Annotated in this window: 17 protein-coding genes; 5 read left to right on the top strand and 12 right to left on the bottom strand. The window is 38.2% G+C overall.

The genetic code is table 11. The annotated features are described in order from the left end of the window. Positions 1-128 precede the first annotated feature (128 nt). Genes MHI22_RS21180 through MHI22_RS21165 form a run of 4 tightly spaced genes read left to right on the top strand, consistent with a single transcriptional unit; the run spans position 129 to position 3,966 of the window. Positions 129-1,058 carry an ABC transporter permease gene (locus MHI22_RS21180; protein ID WP_036125020.1) on the top strand — a complete coding sequence of 310 codons (930 nt, stop codon included), beginning with the start codon at positions 129-131 and terminating at the stop codon, positions 1,056-1,058. Beyond that, positions 1,058-1,978 carry an ABC transporter permease gene (locus MHI22_RS21175; protein ID WP_036125023.1) on the top strand — a complete coding sequence of 307 codons (921 nt, stop codon included), beginning with the start codon at positions 1,058-1,060 and terminating at the stop codon, positions 1,976-1,978. The genes MHI22_RS21180 and MHI22_RS21175 overlap by 1 nt, the downstream gene beginning before the upstream one ends. Before the next feature lie 13 nt (positions 1,979-1,991). Further along, the gene (locus MHI22_RS21170) at positions 1,992-3,047 is read left to right on the top strand and encodes an ABC transporter ATP-binding protein (protein ID WP_058843482.1); all 1,056 of its coding nucleotides are present in this window, start codon (positions 1,992-1,994) and stop codon (positions 3,045-3,047) included. Then, complete coding sequence (locus tag MHI22_RS21165; protein WP_036125026.1) at positions 3,040-3,966, top strand: ABC transporter ATP-binding protein; 927 nt, start codon at positions 3,040-3,042, stop codon at positions 3,964-3,966. Before MHI22_RS21170 ends, MHI22_RS21165 begins: the two co-directional genes overlap by 8 nt. A 269-nt stretch (positions 3,967-4,235) precedes the next feature. Here MHI22_RS21165 and MHI22_RS21160 read toward each other — a convergent pair whose 3' ends face one another. The 5 genes from MHI22_RS21160 to MHI22_RS21140 are packed head-to-tail and all read right to left on the bottom strand — an operon-like array spanning position 4,236 to position 9,921. Beyond that, positions 4,236-6,059: an oligopeptide ABC transporter substrate-binding protein gene (locus MHI22_RS21160; protein ID WP_036125028.1), complete on the bottom strand. Its 1,824-nt coding sequence runs from the start codon at positions 6,057-6,059 to the stop codon at positions 4,236-4,238. A gap of 17 nt (positions 6,060-6,076) precedes the next feature. After that, positions 6,077-6,976 (bottom strand): ABC transporter permease, encoded by a 900-nt coding sequence (locus MHI22_RS21155; RefSeq protein WP_036125031.1) that lies wholly within the window; start codon positions 6,974-6,976, stop codon positions 6,077-6,079. Positions 6,977-7,011: 35 nt separating this feature from the next. Beyond that, positions 7,012-7,974, bottom strand: coding sequence for an oligopeptide ABC transporter permease (gene opp4B, locus MHI22_RS21150; protein ID WP_089931972.1), 963 nt, complete (start codon positions 7,972-7,974; stop codon positions 7,012-7,014). Between the two features lies 1 nt (position 7,975). Continuing rightward, a complete protein-coding gene (locus tag MHI22_RS21145) occupies positions 7,976-8,911 on the bottom strand; it encodes an ATP-binding cassette domain-containing protein (RefSeq protein WP_089931969.1) in 936 nt (311 codons plus the stop codon). Then, positions 8,908-9,921 (bottom strand): ABC transporter ATP-binding protein, encoded by a 1,014-nt coding sequence (locus MHI22_RS21140; protein ID WP_089931966.1) that lies wholly within the window; start codon positions 9,919-9,921, stop codon positions 8,908-8,910. Before MHI22_RS21140 ends, MHI22_RS21145 begins: the two co-directional genes overlap by 4 nt. A 736-nt stretch (positions 9,922-10,657) precedes the next feature. Here MHI22_RS21140 and MHI22_RS21135 point away from each other — a divergent pair. Further along, a complete protein-coding gene (locus MHI22_RS21135; RefSeq protein ID WP_036125068.1) occupies positions 10,658-11,446 on the top strand; it encodes an MBL fold metallo-hydrolase in 789 nt (262 codons plus the stop codon). A 74-nt stretch (positions 11,447-11,520) separates the two neighbouring features. On the opposite strand, the gene pyrE is transcribed toward MHI22_RS21135, so the two are convergent. From pyrE to MHI22_RS21100, 7 genes are read right to left on the bottom strand one after another with little or no spacing between them, the layout of a single operon-like run. Further along, positions 11,521-12,150 carry an orotate phosphoribosyltransferase gene (gene pyrE / locus MHI22_RS21130; protein WP_340812637.1) on the bottom strand — a complete coding sequence of 210 codons (630 nt, stop codon included), beginning with the start codon at positions 12,148-12,150 and terminating at the stop codon, positions 11,521-11,523. A 3-nt stretch (positions 12,151-12,153) separates the two neighbouring features. After that, on the bottom strand, positions 12,154-12,858 hold the full coding sequence (gene pyrF, locus MHI22_RS21125; protein WP_058843479.1) for an orotidine-5'-phosphate decarboxylase: 705 nt from the start codon (positions 12,856-12,858) through the stop codon (positions 12,154-12,156). Next, the gene (locus MHI22_RS21120) at positions 12,858-13,769 is read right to left on the bottom strand and encodes a dihydroorotate dehydrogenase (protein WP_036125043.1); all 912 of its coding nucleotides are present in this window, start codon (positions 13,767-13,769) and stop codon (positions 12,858-12,860) included. Before MHI22_RS21120 ends, pyrF begins: the two co-directional genes overlap by 1 nt. Next, positions 13,766-14,539 carry a dihydroorotate dehydrogenase electron transfer subunit gene (locus tag MHI22_RS21115; RefSeq protein ID WP_101966394.1) on the bottom strand — a complete coding sequence of 258 codons (774 nt, stop codon included), beginning with the start codon at positions 14,537-14,539 and terminating at the stop codon, positions 13,766-13,768. The genes MHI22_RS21120 and MHI22_RS21115 overlap by 4 nt, the downstream gene beginning before the upstream one ends. 1 nt (position 14,540) lies before the next feature. Beyond that, positions 14,541-17,738: a carbamoyl-phosphate synthase large subunit gene (carB, locus tag MHI22_RS21110; protein WP_340812636.1), complete on the bottom strand. Its 3,198-nt coding sequence runs from the start codon at positions 17,736-17,738 to the stop codon at positions 14,541-14,543. Continuing rightward, on the bottom strand, positions 17,731-18,831 hold the full coding sequence (gene carA / locus MHI22_RS21105; RefSeq protein ID WP_271912489.1) for a glutamine-hydrolyzing carbamoyl-phosphate synthase small subunit: 1,101 nt from the start codon (positions 18,829-18,831) through the stop codon (positions 17,731-17,733). Before carA ends, carB begins: the two co-directional genes overlap by 8 nt. Beyond that, the gene (locus MHI22_RS21100) at positions 18,831-20,108 is read right to left on the bottom strand and encodes a dihydroorotase (RefSeq protein WP_340812635.1); all 1,278 of its coding nucleotides are present in this window, start codon (positions 20,106-20,108) and stop codon (positions 18,831-18,833) included. Before MHI22_RS21100 ends, carA begins: the two co-directional genes overlap by 1 nt. Position 20,109 lies beyond the last annotated feature (1 nt).

The raw sequence follows: 20,109 nt of genomic DNA, 5'->3' as shown, positions 1-20,109 counted from the left end.
TTCTATTGTTTAATTAAGCTCTATAAAAAGAGAGCTGCCTCGTAGTCTCTTAGGCTCGAGTCAGCTCTTTTTAAAATACGAAGGCATATATTTGTCTGACAATTGACAAATAGAAGGAGGAGTTTTATGTGATTAAATATATTTTGAAAAGGCTGATGTATATACTTCTCGCGCTTTTCGTCATCGTAACGGTTACGTTTTTCTTAATGCGTCTCGCTCCTGGTAGTCCATTTGCGAGTGAACGTAATTTTCCACCTCAAATCGAGGAGAAGTTAAACGAAACGTATGGATTAAATAACCCTTGGTATATTCAATATAAAGATTATTTAATCGATACGGCCTCTTTCAATTTCGGTGAGTCAATGAAGTATAAAGCGCGTTCTACAAATGATATGATTTCTGAAAGTTTCCCTGTGTCTTTAACATTAGGGATTGAAGCTATGCTATTAGCAGTTGGATTTGGAGTTTTAATTGGCGTAGTTTCCGCGCTATACCATAATAAGTTCCCGGATTATTTGGCAACGTCCTTTGCGGTGCTAGGTATTTCAGTACCTTCATTTATTTTAGCGGGTTTAATGCAGTATTTCTTATCTTTTAAATTAGGGTTGTTCCCAGTTAGTGGCTGGAAAGGATTCGGTTACAGCATTTTACCTGCCCTTGCGATTGCATTTTCACATATGGGCTTTATCGCAAAATTAACACGTTCAAGTATGCTTGAGCAAAACAATAGTGATTATGTAAAAATGGCTCGTGCCAAAGGAATTGGAAAATGGACAGTTGTTTTCCGCCATACATTACGAAATGCTCTTTTACCAGTTGTAACATACCTAGGCCCATTAACAGCTGGTGTGGTAACAGGTAGTTTCATTGTTGAACAAATTTTCGCTATTCCTGGACTTGGAAAACACTTTGTACAAAGTATTACAAACCGTGACTATACAGTCATTATGGGTACGACTGTGTTCTATTCCATCATCCTTTTATTTGCGGTATTAATCGTTGATATACTATATAGTGTGATTGATCCGCGTATTAAACTGAAAGGAGCGAAAAAATAATGACACAGCAGCAAATTGAAAAAGATAAGTTCAAAATTGTTGGTGGCAATCATGAAGCAACGGAAAAATTAGCTGATAAATCAGTTTCCTTTTGGAAAGAAGTATTTCTCCGTTTCTCTCATAACAAAATGGCCATCATTGGGATAATTATTTTAATCATTGTTATTTTAATGGCTATTTTCGTACCAATGCTTTCTCAGTATAAATCAAGTGATCAACTAGGTGTTTACAATGCACCTCCATCTGCACAATTTTGGTTTGGAACAGATGATCTAGGTCGTGATATTTTCGTTCGTATTTGGGAAGGAGCTCGTATTTCCCTATTTATCGGAATTGCAGCGGCGATTATTGACTTAATTATCGGTGTTATCTGGGGAAGTATTTCAGGTTTAGCAGGCGGTCGTGTTGATAACATTATGATGCGTATTGCTGACGTTTTAACAGCTGTACCTTACCTTTTAGTAGTAATCGTACTTTTAGTTGTTATGCAACCAGGTCTATTCCCAATGATTATTGCCCTGTCTATCACTGGATGGATTAACATGGCACGTATTGTACGTGGTGAAGTATTATCTATTAAAAACCAAGAATATGTTCTTGCAGCTCGTACATTAGGTGCTAGTACAGGCCATTTAATCATTAAACACTTAGTTCCGAATGCTCTTGGTGCTATTTTAGTTACGATGACTTTAACAATTCCATCTGCTATTTTCACTGAATCATTCCTAAGTTATCTTGGTCTTGGAGTTCCTGCTCCAACAGCTTCTTGGGGTACAATGGCCTCTGACGGAAATAAAGCCATTGCCAATGCTCCATGGCGCTTGATTTTCCCAGCGGTATTTATCTCACTAACAATCTTTGCGTTTAACGCAGTTGGTGACGGCTTACGTGATGCACTAGATCCAAAACTACGTAAATAAGGAGGTGGCCGAAATGAGTAAAACAATTCTAGAAGTAAAAGATTTAAAAATTAACTTTAAAACTTATGCAGGGCTTGTCCGTGCTGTACGTGGTGTTAACTTTGATTTAAAAGAGGGTGAAACACTCGCTATAGTAGGAGAATCTGGTTCTGGTAAAAGTGTTACGAGTAATGCGTTAATGAAACTAATTCCACAGCCACCCGGTATTTATGAGTCAGGACAAATTTTATTTAATGGTCGTGATTTAGTTCCGTTAACGGATAAAGAAATGTCAAAAGTACGCGGAAATGAAATTGCTATGATTTTCCAAGATCCAATGACAAGTTTGAATCCAACTATGAAGGTCGGACGTCAAATAACTGAGGTAATTTTGCAACATAAAAAAGTTTCCAAAGCTGATGCCAAAAAACGTGCAATTGAACTTTTAACACAGGTAGGTATCCCCTTCCCTGAAAAACGCTATAACCAATATCCACATGAATTTTCAGGTGGTATGCGTCAACGTGTTGTTATTGCCATCGCCCTTGCGGCTGATCCGAAGCTATTGATTGCCGATGAGCCAACAACAGCCCTAGACGTAACAATTCAAGCACAGATTTTAGAGCTAATGAAAGAAATCCAGAAAAACTCAAAAACATCTATCATTTTCATTACACACGATTTAGGTGTTGTGGCAAACATTGCAGATCGTGTAGCCGTAATGTACGCTGGACAAATCGTGGAGTATGGTACTGTTAATGATATTTTCTATAATCCGAAACACCCATACACATGGGGTCTACTAGGTTCTATGCCTGATCTAGATAATGATACGGATGAGTTATTGCGCACGATTCCTGGTTCACCACCAGATCTTACGAACCCACCTAAAGGGGATGCATTTGCAGCACGTAACGAGTTCGCAATGGCCATTGATTATGAACAAGAACCACCAATGTTCCAAGTGAGTGAAACGCATTTTGCAAAAACGTGGTTATTGCATCCTGATGCACCAAAGATTCCTCTTCCTGAAGCAGTTGCTAAACGTATTGAAGGGTATTTAGCAAAGGAGGCACAAGAAAATGACTAAAGCTGGTGCGAAAAAAATTCTTGAAATCAAAAATTTAAAGCAGTATTTTGGTTCACCAAGTAATCCGATCAAAGCTGTAGATGGTATTAGCTTCGATGTTTATGAAGGCGAAACACTTGGTCTTGTGGGTGAATCAGGTTGTGGTAAATCAACAACTGGTCGTTCAATCATTCGATTATATGATATTACAGGTGGCGAGATTGTTTTCGATGGTGAGAATGTCCAAGGAAAAAAATCTAAAACTGAGTTAAAGAAATTTAACCGTCAAATGCAAATGATTTTCCAGGATCCTTATGCTTCTTTAAATCCTCGTATGACAGCTGGTGAAATCATTGGTGAAGCCTTTGATATCCATGGCCTTTACAAGGATAAAAAGGTACGTCGTGCGAAAATCCAAGAGTTACTTGAAGCTGTTGGTTTAAACAAAGAGCACGCGAATCGTTATGCACATGAATTTTCTGGTGGTCAACGTCAACGTATTGGGATCGCTCGTGCATTAAGCCTAGATCCTAAATTCATCATTGCGGATGAGCCAATTTCTGCGCTTGACGTATCAATCCAAGCACAAGTTGTTAACTTATTAAAAGAGTTACAAAAAGAACGTGGCTTAACATATCTTTTCATTGCCCATGACCTTTCCATGGTCAAATACATCAGTGATCGAATTGCTGTAATGTACCGTGGAAAAATCATGGAAATCGGTAAAGCAGATGATATTTACAATCATCCTGTTCATCCGTATACAAAGTCTTTATTATCAGCTATCCCACTTCCTGATCCGATGTCAGAGAAGCGCCGTCAACGTATTCAGTACAAGCATACAGAGGTTGACCAAAGTGCAGCCTATCATGAAGTAGGCGACCAACATTATGTTTATGGTACTGCTGATTTAGTAAAAACTTGGGTTGCTAATCGATAAAATTGACACTCCTATCGCAGTTTACAGCTGTGATAGGAGTTTCTTTATTTTATACCCACATTTAACTGTAGTCTAAACCCGTATAAAGTAATTCTCTATAAAAGGCATCTATACCAGACTTACATAATTGTTATTGAATGTTTACAATAAATTTTATTAACTTTTCTACTCTATAACCTCTTTAATTTTCTTTCATTCACAGCATCCTTAAATAGGTTTTGAAAAAACAGTCTTTCTTCTATCAAGAAAGACTGCTTCTTTGATACCTATTATTTTATTGGAGCATCTGCTATTAATTCAATATCTTGTAACTCTGTAAGATTTGCATAATCAACATTGTAATTTTTCACGCGTTTATTAACTGGAATAACTTCAGTTCTGAAGAATGTTGGAACTACCATTGCTTTATCACTCATATATTCTTGCCATTCACGGAAAGCTTTAGAGCGTTTATCTTGATCCATAGCATCTTCTGAGTCGATAGCTGCTAATAATTTTGTTAACTCAGGTGATACATAGCGGCTAAAGTTGAATTCAGCACCTACACTATATAAACCCGCTGGAGATGGATTTGTTCCTGTATTCCAAGCTGCCATAAACATATCGATCTCCGGATCATCTGCTTGTACTTTATCATAAAATGCATTGAACTCGATAAGACGTCCAGTTGTTAACTGTACATCTAAACCAACTTCTTTCCAATTTTGACGGAAGTATTCAACAATTGCTTCATCCGTTTCTGACCCAGCCATAGAAGCTAAACGAATAGAGAATTTTTTACCATCTTTATCTTCACGAATTCCATCACCATCAACATCTTTAAAACCAGCTTTATCTAATAACTCTTTCGCTTTTTCTGGATCGTAATGGTAACCCTCTAATGTTTCATCATAGAATGAGAATACTGGTGGAATTAAAGAGTTCCCACGTACACGCAAGCCTTGATAGAATTTTTCAGCCACTCCCTCAACATCTGTTGCGAAAGCAATTGCTTGGCGTAACTCTACATTGTTCATTTTTGATTTTTCATCAAACACGTTTACTTTTGCCGTTGTATCATATTTTCCTAACTTAAAACCGATATAAGAATAAGACAATTCTGGTCGACCAAGTACAGAAATATTTTCTAAAGATTTAATACTATCAAATTGAGTAGTTGGATAAGATGTTGCTAGGTCATATTTCCCTGTTCTTAACGCCTCACCAATTGAAGTTGGTGGAACAACTTCGATTACAACTTTATCAACTTTCGGCTTTCCTTTAAAGTAATGTTCGTTAGCTACAAGTTGTACAGATTCACCATTAACAACTTTATCAAGTTTAAATGCGCCAAGAGTCACAGGATTTTTTCGTACTGCATCTGAAGCTAGTAAATCTTTTACTGGAATTGACTCTAATTGATGCTTTGGTTCTGCATAACCCCATAAGCCATCCCCGCCATAATAAATTGCAGGTGATACTTTTTTAAATTGAATTTTAATTGATTTATCATCTACTTTTGTAATACCTGAGATTGTATCAGCCTTGCCATTATGATATTCTTCAGCCCCTACAATATTTCTGAAGTCATCATCGTAACGTACACCTGTATAATCAGGATGTCCAATAATTTCGTAAGGATATATTAAATCTTCTGCTGTTACTGGTGTACCATCAGACCATTTATAATCACCTTGCAATGTGACTGTTGCTGTTTTAGCATCAGTGTCAACTTCTAATTTTGCAGCGCCCTTATCAGTAATAAGGAAGTCACCATCAACGTCAAATATTGAATTTGTCATAAATGCTAAAATATCTGAGTCATAGGCATCTTCATAAAGTTCATAGTTGAAAATCCCTTGGAATGGAGAGCTTGCTACAAGTCCTACACGTAATGTACCACCTTGAATTGCTTCTCCTTCATTTGTTACCTCCATTGGAAGTAACGAATCATTTGTTGCCTCAGATTCACCGGATTTTTCTGTTTCACCTGACTTTTCTGTATTATCTGTTTCTGAGCCTTTTTCAGACCCACTGCCTCCACCACCATTGCAGGCTGCTAAAATTAGCATGAATGCAAAAAGTACGGATAGGAATAACCAATTCTTCTTCATGTGTAAATCCTCCCCTTTTATCCTAATCGTTGTTTTGCGTCAGCCGCACGTCTTAGCGCTTGACCAACATAATTTATACCAAGCATCAAAACTAAAATTAATAATGATGCGGGCAACCAAATCCACCATTTTGTAGATAATACTATCGGGTTTGTTGCATAGCTTACTAATGTCCCTAAGCTAGGTGTAGAAGGAGGTAAACCAAAGCCTAAAAATGATAGACCTGTTTCAATACCCACATTCCCTGCAAAGTTCAACGTTAACTCGACTATTAGCAACGAACTTAAATTTGGTAGTATCCCTTTAAACATAATGGCAAAATCACTAGTCCCCATTGTTTTGGAGGCACTTACATAATCTCGTCGTCCTTCAGATAAAGCTTTACTTCGAACAAGACGTGCAGTACCTATCCATTGAAAGGCACTTAAAATCAAAATTAACTCTAAAACACCATATTTAGGAATAATTGTAACTAATACAATGATAATCATTAATGTCGGTAATGTCATAAGAAAATCAATGATACGCATAAATAAATTATCAATAAAGCCACCATAGTAGCCCATTATTATACCTAGTGCGATCCCTAAAGCATTTGCAATAAGAGTGATAGCAATTGCAATTAAAATAGAATTTTTCGCACCGATAATAAGCTGTCCATACATATCACGCCCAGCTTCATCAGCCCCAAGGATATATCCATTAACGCCAGGCTCTGTAAAGCGCTCTAATAATTTAATTCGTAATATTTCATCCTGGTTCATAAAAAAGGACATAATTAATATCGCAATTATAAGTAATGTTATTCCTATAAATGAAAATAATGCTAATTTATCTTTTCTAAATTCACGTATAACCACTTGAATTCCTGTTGGTGGAGTACTTTCAACTTTCACTACATCATTTTTTTGATCCATTTTATTCACCTCTCCTTATGCGTTCAATTTAGCTGTTAGTCTATGCGGATACGTGGATCAACAATGCTCATAATGATATCTGACAATAGACTACCTAATAACGCTAAGAAGCCATAAAGCATAACAAGAGCTGTAATAACACTATAATCGCGACTTGTTACGGAATGGATGAATAATTGCCCCATGCCCGGGAAGCCAAAAATTGTCTCTATGAATATCGAGCCGCCTAATAAACCTGTAATTGTAAAGCCAAGGAAGGCTGCAATTGGTAATAAGGAGTTACGGAAAATATGTCTTCTATAGATTTTTTTCATCGGTACACCTTTACTACGTGCTGTTTTAACATAATCCTGTGTCTTGGCATCGATAATTTCTGAACGTAAGTATTGAATAATCGTCGTTGTAGCTAAAATTGCATACGTCATTGCAGGTAATATTAAATGATACAAGCGATTCCAATAATACTCGAGTGTTCCAGGCTCTACACCTACATCGACTGTTCCGCTCGTTGGGAACCACATTAAACGGTATCCAAAGATATATAAGAAGATTAAACCCAATACAAAGGTCGGTATTGCATAGCTTATAAAGCTATACAGAGTAATCGACTTATCGTACAAAGTATCCTGTTTACGTCCAGCTATCATTCCTAATGGAATAGCTATTAAATAAACGAGAATGGTACTAAGTAGAGCGAGCCAGAATGTGTTTAATGCACGCTCGCCAATCAATGTGGACACTGCAAGTTTATATGTATAGCTTTGTCCAAAATCACCCTGAAAGGCATTGATTACCCAATGGTAATATTGTACATACCAAGGGTCATAGTAACCCGCTTGAATTCTTAGTTCCTCAATTCTTGCAGGATCCGTCTCTGGAGTAATTAACCCCGTAAAAGGATCACCTGGCATTTGTTTTGCTAGGATAAAAATGATTAAGCTTAATACAAACATTTGAGGAATCATTAAAATTACTCTTCTAACAATTGTTTTCCACATTTCACATTCCTCCCGACATTGCAACCATATGTGTGTTTGAAATGGATTTCAGTGGATAGACTTTTCCATGCTCATCATAATATTTATGTTGCTCTTGTTGATAATTCTCTTCTACTTTTTGTCGAATCAATTTGCGCTCATCCCTAGTCTCTGGTTCGATATTCGGAATGGCTGATAAAAGCCGATTCGTGTAAATATGCTGTGGATTCTTATAAATATCATGTCTTGTACCAGTTTCCACAAAGCGGCCTTTATACATAATAGAAATATGATCACACATATGTTTAACAACACCTAAATCGTGGGAAATGAATAAGTAAGTAAGACCGTATTCGTTTTGGATATCTTTCATAAAATTTAAGACCTGTGCCTGTACAGATAGATCTAGTGCAGAAACAGGCTCATCCGCAATGATCATTTTAGGGTTACATGCAACCGCTCGCGCAATGCCAAGACGCTGCTTTTGTCCTCCCGAAAATTCATGTGGATATTTGAGTAAGACATCCTCTGACATCCCAACAATAGCTAGTAGCTCTTTAATACGTTTGCGTTCCTCTTGATCACTAAGCTTCATGAAATTTCGAATGGGTTCTGCAAGAATATCAAGAACACGTTTCCTAGGATTCATACTTGAATGAGAGTCTTGGAAAATCATTTGAATATCTTTGTTATAGGCTGAATCACGCTGTCTTCGTTGATTTGTGACATTTTCGCCCTCATAAAAAATTTGACCAGAGGTGATTTTTTCTAAGCCAATGATCGCTTTTCCAGTAGTCGATTTACCGGATCCTGATTCACCTACTAATCCATAGGTTTTCCCTTTTTCAAACTCCATCGTCACGCCGTCCACCGCATATACTCGATCGACAATAGTATTAAAAAATCCACCACGTATTGGATAGTGAACATTTAAATCCTTAATCTGCATAAAGCTCATATAGCCCCGCCCCCTTCTTCACCTTCAAAATGAAAGTGTTTCCAGCAGGTACATCTCACAAAATGTCCTGGCGCAATTTCATGTAATTGAGGTTTTGTTTCGTGTGAAGATGCATCAATCCACGGAATTCTTCCTGAAAAACGACAACCTTCTCGAGGTAAATTTATTAGAGATGGTACCATCCCTTGAATGACCTCGAGTCTTTCATTTTCGCTATGTGTTTGTGGAATTGAATTTAGTAGCGAGCGAGTGTATGGATGTCTTGGATTATTGAATAATTCCCGAACTGGAGCCTCTTCCACTACTTCCCCTGCATACATAACTACAACTCGATCAGCCATCTCCGCTACAACACCCAAATCATGCGTAATGAGAATAATACCTGTCTCCGTTTCAGTCTGTAATGTTTTTAATAGGTCCAAAATTTGGGCCTGAATTGTCACATCTAAAGCAGTTGTCGGTTCATCAGCAATTAATATAGCAGGCTTACATGATAAGGCAATTGCAATCATAACACGCTGACGCATACCACCAGATAACTGGTGCGGAAATTGTCTAGCGACACGTTTTGGATTCGCAATCCCAACTTGATTTAGTAGTTCTAATACTCTTTCACTTCGCTGTTGTTTTGAAAGCTTAGTATGATAAATTAACCCTTCTTCTATTTGTTCGTTAATTCTCATTAAAGGGTTAAGTGCTGAAAGTGGGTCCTGAAAGATAAATCCTATGTCATTACCACGTAAGTTATTAAATTGTTGGTCATTCAATTGAGCTAAATTTTGATTATTATAAAAAATATCACCAGAAACCTTTGTATTTACTTCATTGTGCAAGCCTACAATAGTAGTCGCTAATGTACTTTTACCACAACCAGATTCTCCAACTATTGCTAATACCTCATTTTTTTTAAGGGAAAGTGAGACATCATCTACAGCAGCGTGGTATGTATCTTTAATGCGAAAACTTGTAGACAAATTTGTAATTGTTAATAAGTCTTTTGCTGTATTCAAACAATCTCTCCTCTATTATTCAATATTCTGAAAATACAAATGATACTTTATATCAGAATCATATTTAATTTTTCTCTCTTCCCCTCTCTTTTTCATTATAGCTAGTATAATTTTAATAATTTTTTCGCTTTAAACGCGTAAGCCGCTGATAGAATTATCTGAAAATTAAACCGTGCTATTATTTTAGCTAGAAAACATGTATAAACGCAAGTACCTTTTTCAAATTATTACAAACCAAAATATAAATTTCCACCATACCTCTTCCTTAAAAAAATAGTAATTTCAGTATTTAAAGTTAAGAATTATTTTACTTTTTCTTTACAAAGTTACAATTCTCACAAATGAATATTATATAAATATAATTAATGATATTTCACATTATATTTATTCGCGCAAATAAAATGCTTAAAAATTCAATTAATTCAGTATTTTAAAGCGAAAAGTAAAAAAAATACTTTTTATGAAAAAGTTATATTTCACACATTTTTGTTTTCAATAAATAATTTTGGACGTTGAAGTGCTAATATTTCAAATTACTTTAAAAAAATAATTTATAGCTATTAGTTTATAGCTATCTACCATACTTCTTAATTATTTCTGATTGCCGATTTTTTCTCCAATTTTCGATATAGAAATACTATTTAGAATATTTTTAAAGGAAATTACATGTTTTTATGTTAAAATTTCCAATGACAAAGTTTTATTAAATTATTAACATAAGGAAGGGTTGTCTGTGATGGCAAAAATTAATGATGAATGGTTTACAGTAGAAGAAATCAATAATGAAACATATGCTATAAGTGAATATGGTCATTGGGAAAAAGTACATTCCTTTTTATTGCTTGGAGAAAAACGGGCTGTTCTCATTGATACAGGTCTTGGCATTGATAATATTCAAAGGATTAGTAAACAATTAACCTCTTTGCCCATTTCTGTGATGACAACACATGTCCACTGGGATCATATTGGTAGCCATGGAGCATTTGATGATATTTATGTTCATAAGGATGAAGTTGATTGGTTAATCAATGGTATCCCTAAATTATCTATCGAACAGATTAGAAAGGATATTGGACGTAATATTACATTACCTACACCTAAAACGTTTAATCCATCGAATTACAAGCCTTTTCAGGGACAGCCTTCTGGATTTTTAGAAGATGGGGATGTTATAGATATGGGGAACCGAAAATTATCAATTCTCCACACACCCGGGCATTCGCCTGGCCATATTGCTATTTTGGATCATAAATATGGTTATTTGTTTACAGGGGACTTACTCTATGATCAAGCACCTATTTATGCATTTTTTCCAACTACTTCCCCCGAGGATTTAGTTCAATCTTTAGAAAAAATAGCTAACTTACCTTCGCTTACGAAAATTTTTGGTTCACATCACACATTAGGTCTTGATCCTTCTATTTTATTGGAGGTGAAACGGGCAATTATGACACTTCGTGAGAATAATCTAGTACGTTTTGGGACAGGTATTCATCGTTTTAATGGTTTTAGTATTCAATTTTAAATACCCTCATCCTATTTAATAAAGAAAGAAAAAAGCTGTTCTACAGGTCAAATAACCTATAGAACAGCTTTTCATTATAACTCTCCAGCCTTTAATTTACTATGCCACTCTTTTAAAAATGGAATATCTTCTTCTTTAATAGCACCTGATTCGTTTGCTGCTTCAATTAAATAATCGAAGTTTGTTAACGATACATACTGAATGCCAGCCTCATCAAATGCTTGCTCAGCGCGTGGAAGATTATAGGTGTAGACACAAACTACGCCTAATACTTCACAGCCAGCTGCACGCAATGCTTCTACTGCTGTAATCGAAGAACCGCCTGTGGAAACGATATCCTCCACAACAACTACTTTTTGACCTGCTGCGTATTTTCCTTCGATTTGATTACCACGACCATGTTCTTTTGCTTTTGACCGTACATAAACCATCGGTAATTCTAAAATATCACTTACCCATGCTGCGTGTGGGATACCCGCTGTAGCTGTTCCTGCTACGATTTCTGTTGCACCAAAATTCTCTTTGATAACAGCTGCTAAGCCATTTGCTAATTGTTTACGAATAACTGGGTCTGAGATTGTTAAACGAGTATCACAGTAAATAGGAGATTTAATACCAGACGCCCATGTAAATAATTCAGTTGGATTTAATTCTACAGCACCCACTTTTAACATAGCGTGTGCAATTTCATTTTGTAATGTCATCATTTATGCCTCCCATAATTCACTTACGATTTTATATGCAGCTACTGGATCCTGTGCACCAGTTACGGCACGCCCAACAACGATGAGTGATGAACCGTCACGCTTTGCGCCATCTGGTGTGGCAATACGCTTTTGATCGTGTGCAGCACCGCCTGCTAGACGAATTCCAGGTGTTACACGTAGAAAATCATCTCCACACACTTCTGCAATTGCCTTCGCCTCATGTACAGAGCAAACTACACCTTGTAAACCTGCTTGTTTTGTAAGACTTGCATAATGTAAGACAGACTCTTGTAAAGATAGAGCAATTTGTTGTTCTGCTTGCATTTGTTCTTCTGTTGTTGATGTTAATTGTGTAACGGCTATTAATGCTGGACGTTCTTTGCCAGCAGGTGTACCTGCTTCAAGTCCTTCTAGTGCTGCCTCCATCATAGGACGTCCCCCAGCAGCATGCACATTGACTAAATCTACCCCTAGTTTTGCTAGACCCTTCATCGCCGAGCCTACTGTATTCGGGATATCATGTAATTTTAAATCAAGGAAAATATCATGACCTAAATCCTTTACTTTTCGAACAATGTCAGGCCCTTCTTGCATATATAATTCCATACCAATTTTCACGAAAAGAGGCTCATTGAACTGTTTTAGAAAATCAAACACTTCTTTTTCTCCTGGAAAATCTAGTGCTAATATTGGTTTCGTATTCATCAGCGATGGCTCCTTCCGATAATCTCTGTTATATGTTCTACACCTAATGCATCAAGCTTTGCTGGTAATTCTTCAATGATGTTTGGACAGACAAAGTGGTCAACAAAGTTTGCTGTTCCTACTGCTACAGCTGAAGCACCTGCAGACATAAAATCAATAACATCCTGTGCTTCTGTTACACCACCCATACCAATTATCGGAATATTGACAGCTTTGTACACCTCATAAACCATTCGGATTGCTACAGGTTTAACAGCAGGACCTGATAGTCCACCTGTTCCATTAGCAATGACAGGCTTTCCTGTACGCTCATCTAAACGCATACCTACCAATGTATTTATCATCGTAATACCATCTGCTCCACCTGCTTCAACAGCTAAAGCAATATCCACAATATTTGTCACGTTTGGTGATAGCTTCACATAGACTGGCACTTCAGACACAGCCTTGACAGCCTCAACAAGCTGACGTGCTGTGGCTGGGTCTGTCCCAAACTGGATGCCACCACACTTCACGTTAGGGCAAGAAATATTTAGTTCCAACGCTTTGACATTTGATGCTGCTGAAATACGACGTGCTACTTCCACATAATCTGCCGTTTCAGTACCAGCAACATTAGCGATAATTGGCACATCATAGCTCTCTAAAAATGTCAATTCTTCATTCATCACTTTTTCAATGCCTGGATTTTGTAAACCAATTGCATTTAACATCCCCGCCGCTGTTTCAGCAACACGTGGCGTTGGGTTACCGGCACGTGTTTCGACCGTTGTTGCCTTAATCATGATAGCACCTAGTTTTGACAAATCATAAAGCTGTGCATATTCACGGCCGAAGCCAAAGCAACCCGAAGCTGGCATAATTGGATTTTTTAACGCTAAGCCTGGTATTTGAATGGTTAAACGACTCATAGTGCCACCGTTCCTTTCGGGAAAACTGGACCATCAGAGCATACTTTAACATAGTCTTTTTCAACTTCATCAGTTGTTTTACATACACATGCAAAGCAAGCTCCAATACCACAGCCCATACGTTCTTCAAATGATAAATAACCCTCTTTTTCAGGATAAAAGCCCTCTAATGCTTTTAACATCGGTAATGGCCCACAGGAATAAAATACATCAAACTTTGGGGCACTTGACTCTAATACAGTTGTTACAAAGCCTTTTGTACCTTTCGAGCCATCCACAGTCACATAATGTGTTTCACCAAGTGCACTAAATTCATCCTCATAAAAGCAGACATCCTCTGTTTGGAAGCCTAGGACATGGATGGTTTTCACACCACGAGCATTCAATTGTTTGGATAATTCATGTAAAGGTGGTACACCAATTCCACCGCCAACTAATAGTGCAGTGCCTCCCTCTTGTACCGCATCTACTGGGAAACCATTACCTATTGGACCAAGCACGTTGACTTGTTGACCTTCTCGATTCGTCGCCAGCACTTTCGTACCACGCCCTTCAGCACGATAAATCATAGTAAACTCATTGTTTTCTTTATCAATATTTGCAATACTAATTGGTCGACGTAAAAGCGGCTCCAATGAATCTGACACCTTTACATGGACAAACTGGCCAGGAGTCATCTCCTGAACCAGTTCACCATGAAGTGTCAGTTCGAAAATGTTTGTCGCAATTTGCTTTTGAGAGACGACCGTCATTTTCTCTTGACGTATCATATTAGTGTACTACCTCCGCTTTTGGCATTTGTTCTGCTGTAAATGTCATGGATTCGATAACACGAACCATTGCTTCTGCTGTATCTAAAGATGTTAGACAAGGTACGCCATTTTCTACAGACTCACGACGGATTCGGAAGCCATCACGAGCTGGCTGCTTCCCTTTAGTTAATGTATTGACAACAAGCTGAGCTTCACCATTTTGGATAAGGTCAATCAATGTTTGTCCTTTCGCACCAATCTTGCCAACAATATCTGTACGTACTCCTGCTTCTTCAAATGCTTTTGCTGTACCTTCAGTAGCTACAATGCGATACCCTACCGTAGAGAAACGTTTTGCTAATGCAATCGCTTCTTCCTTATCTTTATCAGATACAGTAAACAATACTGTACCTTCTGTACGAATTTCCATACCTGCTGCAACTAAACCTTTATAAAGGGCTTTTTCTAATGTTGCATCTTTCCCCATTACCTCACCAGTGGATTTCATTTCAGGTCCTAATGTAATGTCTACACGACGTAATTTTGCGAATGAGAACACTGGTACTTTTACAAATACCCCCTTTTGTTCAGGCGCTAAACCTGTTGGGTAGCCCTGCTCTACAATAGATTTTCCAAGGATTGCTTTCGTTGCAATATTAGCCATTGGAATATTTGTAATTTTACTTAAGAATGGTACTGTACGTGATGAACGTGGGTTTACCTCAATCACAAATACTTCGCCCTGTGAAATTACGTATTGGATATTCATTAAGCCAACGATGCCTAGGCCCTTCGCGAGACGAGTTGTATAATCAACTAATGTATCCTTTTGTACCTGTGTTAATTTTTGTGGTGGATAGACAGAGATTGAGTCTCCAGAGTGAACCCCTGCACGCTCAATATGTTCCATAATTCCTGGAATTAGAACATTTTCGCCGTCACAGATAGCATCTACTTCGATTTCCTGTCCTGTTAAGTAACGGTCTACTAAAACAGGATGATCTGGAGATGCCTCCACTGCATTTTCCATATAGTGCTGTAATTCATCTTGATTGTAGACAATTTCCATTGCACGTCCACCAAGTACATACGATGGACGAACAAGTACTGGGAAGCCTAGACGCTCACTAATGGCAAGAGCCTCCTCTGTAGAAACGGCTGTTTCCCCTAGCGGCTGCGGAATGTTTAATTCACGTAAAGCCTGCTCGAACTTATCGCGGTTTTCTGCACGGTCAGTATCTTCTAAAGATGTACCTAAGATTTTTACACCATTTGCTGCTAATTTATCGGCCAGGTTAATGGCTGTTTGACCACCGAATTGAACAACAACACCAATTGGTTGTTCTAAATCGATAATATGCATAACATCCTCAATTGTTAATGGCTCGAAGTAGAGCTTATCAGAAACAGAGAAGTCTGTTGATACTGTCTCTGGGTTGGAGTTGATAATAATTGCCTCATAGCCAGCTTCTTGAATCGCCCATACTGAGTGTACTGTTGCATAATCGAACTCTACCCCTTGGCCGATGCGGATTGGGCCTGATCCAAGTACCACAACAGAAGGTTTTTCTGACTTAATAGATTCATTTTCTTCTTCATATGTGCCATAGAAATATGGTGTTTCCGATTCAAATTCCGCTGCACATGTATCAACCATTTTATAGACTGGAATAATGCCATGTTCTTTACGATAAGCATAGATGGCTTCTGGTGTTGTTTCCCAAAGCTCAGCAACTTTCTTATCTGCAAAGCCTAAACGTTTAGCCGTACGTAGGACATCTTTATCATTTTTATTGTCAGCAAGTGTTTGTTCCATATCCACGATATTTTTAAACTTATTTAAGAAGAATAGATCAATCGCTGACCATTCATGAATTTGTTCAATTGCTACACCTCGACGTAAAGCTTCACCGATAAAGAATAGGCGCTCATCTCCAGCTTTGCGGATACGTTTTTCAATCCAAGAATCTGAATTTTCCTCAGCATGCTTTAACTCTAAGTGTACTTGACCTGTCTCAAGAGAACGAACCGCTTTTAACATAGCTTCCTCAAATGTGCGACCTAATGCCATTACTTCACCAGTAGCTTTCATTTGCGTACCAAGATTACGTTTAGCTGATTCGAATTTATCGAATGGCCAGCGAGGAATTTTAGCTACGATATAATCAAGTGCAGGTTCAAAACAAGCATATGTTGATCCTGTTACAGGGTTTTTAATTTCATCTAATGTTAAACCAACTGCAATTTTAGCTGCTAGCTTAGCAATTGGATAACCTGTTGCTTTAGATGCTAGTGCAGATGAACGCGATACGCGTGGGTTTACTTCAATCACATAGTAATTAAAGCTATATGGATCAAGTGCTAGCTGGACGTTGCAGCCACCCTCTATTTTAAGTGCACGAATAATATCTAGCGAAATATTACGTAGCATTTGGTTTTCACGATCTGATAGTGTTTGCGTTGGTGCTACAACGATTGAGTCACCTGTATGGATTCCTACTGGGTCAACGTTTTCCATGTTACATACAACAATGGCATTGTTAGCCGCATCACGCATTACTTCATATTCAATCTCTTTATAGCCAGCAATTGATTTTTCTAATAAACATTGTGTTACGGGTGAATATTTTAAACCCGATGTCACAATCTCTTCTAAATCTTGATCGTTGTAGCAAATCCCGCCCCCTGTACCGCCAAGTGTAAAGGCTGGTCGAACAATTACAGGGTATCCAATTTTCGCAACAAATCTTTTCGCTTCATCTAAGTTATGAATAATATCAGACTCAGGAACTGGAGCACCTAGCTCATACATTAAATTACGGAATAAATCACGATCTTCTGCTTTATGGATAGCATCTAGTTTTGTACCAAGAATTTCAATACCAAGCTCGTCTAAAATACCTGATTTGTCTAACTCGATCGCCATATTTAAACCTGTTTGACCGCCAAGTGTTGGTAAAATCGCATCTGGACGCTCTTTACGTAAAATACGAGAGACAAAATCAAGAGAAATTGGCTCGATATATACTTTGTCCGCAATTTCTGTATCTGTCATGATTGTGGCAGGGTTTGAGTTGATTAAAATAACACGGTAGCCTTCTTCTTTTAATGAAAGACAAGCTTGTGTACCTGCATAGTCAAATTCTGCTGCTTGTCCGATAACGATTGGGCCTGAGCCAATTACTAAAATAGTTTCAATATCTGTACGTTTAGGCATGTTGTTTCCCCTTCCCTGCTTCTACTTCCATCATTTCGATGAATTCATCAAATAAGTGGTTTGAATCCTCTGGTCCTGGTGATGCTTCTGGGTGATATTGCACTGTGAAAATCGGATATTTCTTATGACGCACACCTTCACATGTTCCATCATTTAATGCGATATGTGTTAATTCTAAATCCGTTTCTTTTAATGAATCGATGTCGATAGCATAGCCATGGTTCTGAGATGTTAAATCTGTACGTCCTGTGCGTAAGTCTTTGACTGGGTGGTTACCACCGCGGTGTCCAAACGGTAGTTTGAAGGCTTTTGCTCCACTAGCTAATGAAAAGATTTGGTGTCCTAAACAAATACCGAACATTGGCACTTTTCCTATTAAGTTACGTACTGTTTCAATACCTTCCTGAACATCTTCAGGATTCCCTGGTCCATTGGATAGCATGATACCATCTGGATGCCAAGCTAAAATTTCCTCAGCTGGTGTATTATAAGGTACTACCAACACATCACAATCACGTTTGTTTAATTCGCGTAGGATTCCGTGCTTCATACCATAATCAATTAAGACAACTCGTTTACCACGACCAGGAGATGGATAAGCAGCTTTTGGAGATACTTCACGGACATGGTGTGTAATGGCTGGTGTCACTTGTAATTGTGCTACAATTTCATCCACATTTACTTCTTCATCAGCAGCCGTCAAAATCGCTTTAACCGATCCTTTACTGCGTATGATACGTGTTAATTTTCGCGTATCAATGCCTTCAATTCCTGGGATATCCTTTGCTGTCAAATAGTCATCTAAAGTTAAATCACAGCGGAAGTTTGAAGGTTTTTTAGCCAATTCACGCACAACGAATCCACGAATGGCTGGCGTAATCGATTCAAAGTCATCACGGTTAATGCCGTAATTACCAACTAAAGGATATGTCAATGTAACAATTTGTCCATAGAATGAAGGATCTGAAATCGTTTCCTGATAACCTGTCATCCCTGTTGTAAATACAACCTCACCTTGTGAAGCGCGCTCGCTACCAAATGCTGTACCTGTAAATACTGTGCCATCTTCTAAAACTAGTAAACGTTTTTTCATTACTCTGCCTCCTGATATACGATATTGCCTTCAAAAATCGTTAGTACTGGCCAACCCTTTGCCACCCAGCCGTTGAATGGTGTATTACGACCTTTTGATACAAAGCCATCTGCATCAATTGTTTGTTCTTTTTGAATATCAATTAAAATCATATCCGCTGAAGCGCCTACTGCTAATGTGCCATATGGCAGATCAAAAATCTCAGCTGCTCTCACTGTCATCCAATCAATTAATTGCTTTAAAGTCCATTTTCCTGTTTCAACAAATTGTGTATAAAGCAATGGAAAAGCTGTTTCGAAACCGACGATACCAAATGGTGCGCCAACCATACCGCAGCATTTTTCTTCTACTGTATGTGGTGCATGATCTGTTGCGATGCAGTCGATTGTGCCATCAAGTAGTGCTGCATGTAGAGAATCCTTATCATCAGCTGCGCGTAATGGTGGATTCATTTTCCAATTCGCATCGTCAGATGGTATATCCATCTCTTCTAGTAATAAATGATGTGGACAAACTTCTGCTGTGACACGAATACCTGCTGCCTTCGCATCTCTTACTGCACGCACCGATTCCTTCGTAGAAACGTGACAAACATGGTAGCGTGCCCCTGCCGCTTCTGCTAGTAGTACATCTCGTGCAATTTGTACTGATTCACAAATGGAAGGTATCCCTGGAAGCCCAAGCTCTTTATTACGCTTTCCTTCATGCATCACACCATCATAGATTAATGAGTTATCCTCACAATGTGCTACAACAACCATATCGTGCTGAGCCGCATCTTTCATTTGCTCATACATCGTTGAGGCTAGCTGAATGCCTACACCATCATCAGAGAACGCTACGGCTCCATGTGATTTTAATTCTTCAATATTTGTTCGAACCTCGCCCGATATATCCTTTGTTAGGGAACCATATGGGAGTACTCGAATAACAGCGCTGTCCTTAATGAGCCCATTGATGAGCTGCATGTTGTCAACCGAATCAGGTACTGGCTTTGTATTAGGCATCGCACAAATTGTCGTAAAGCCACCCTTTGCTGCTGAGGCGGAGCCTGTAGCAATGGTTTCTTTATGCTCAAATCCTGGCTCTCGTAAATGTGTATGAACATCGATAAAGCCTGGTGCCACGATTAAACCATGTCCTTCAATCAGTTCTGCACCTGCTACAGCCACATCCTGACCAATAGCCGTAATCTTTCCGTCTGCCATTGCAATATTGACTGTCTTCAATTCACCTTGTTCATCTAGCATTTGTACATTTTGAAGTACCTTTGTCATG

The organism is Lysinibacillus sp. FSL L8-0312 (assembly GCF_038003285.1).
Classification (GTDB): domain Bacteria; phylum Bacillota; class Bacilli; order Bacillales_A; family Planococcaceae; genus Lysinibacillus; species Lysinibacillus fusiformis_D.
This window is presented reverse-complemented; position numbering and strand designations above follow the sequence as displayed.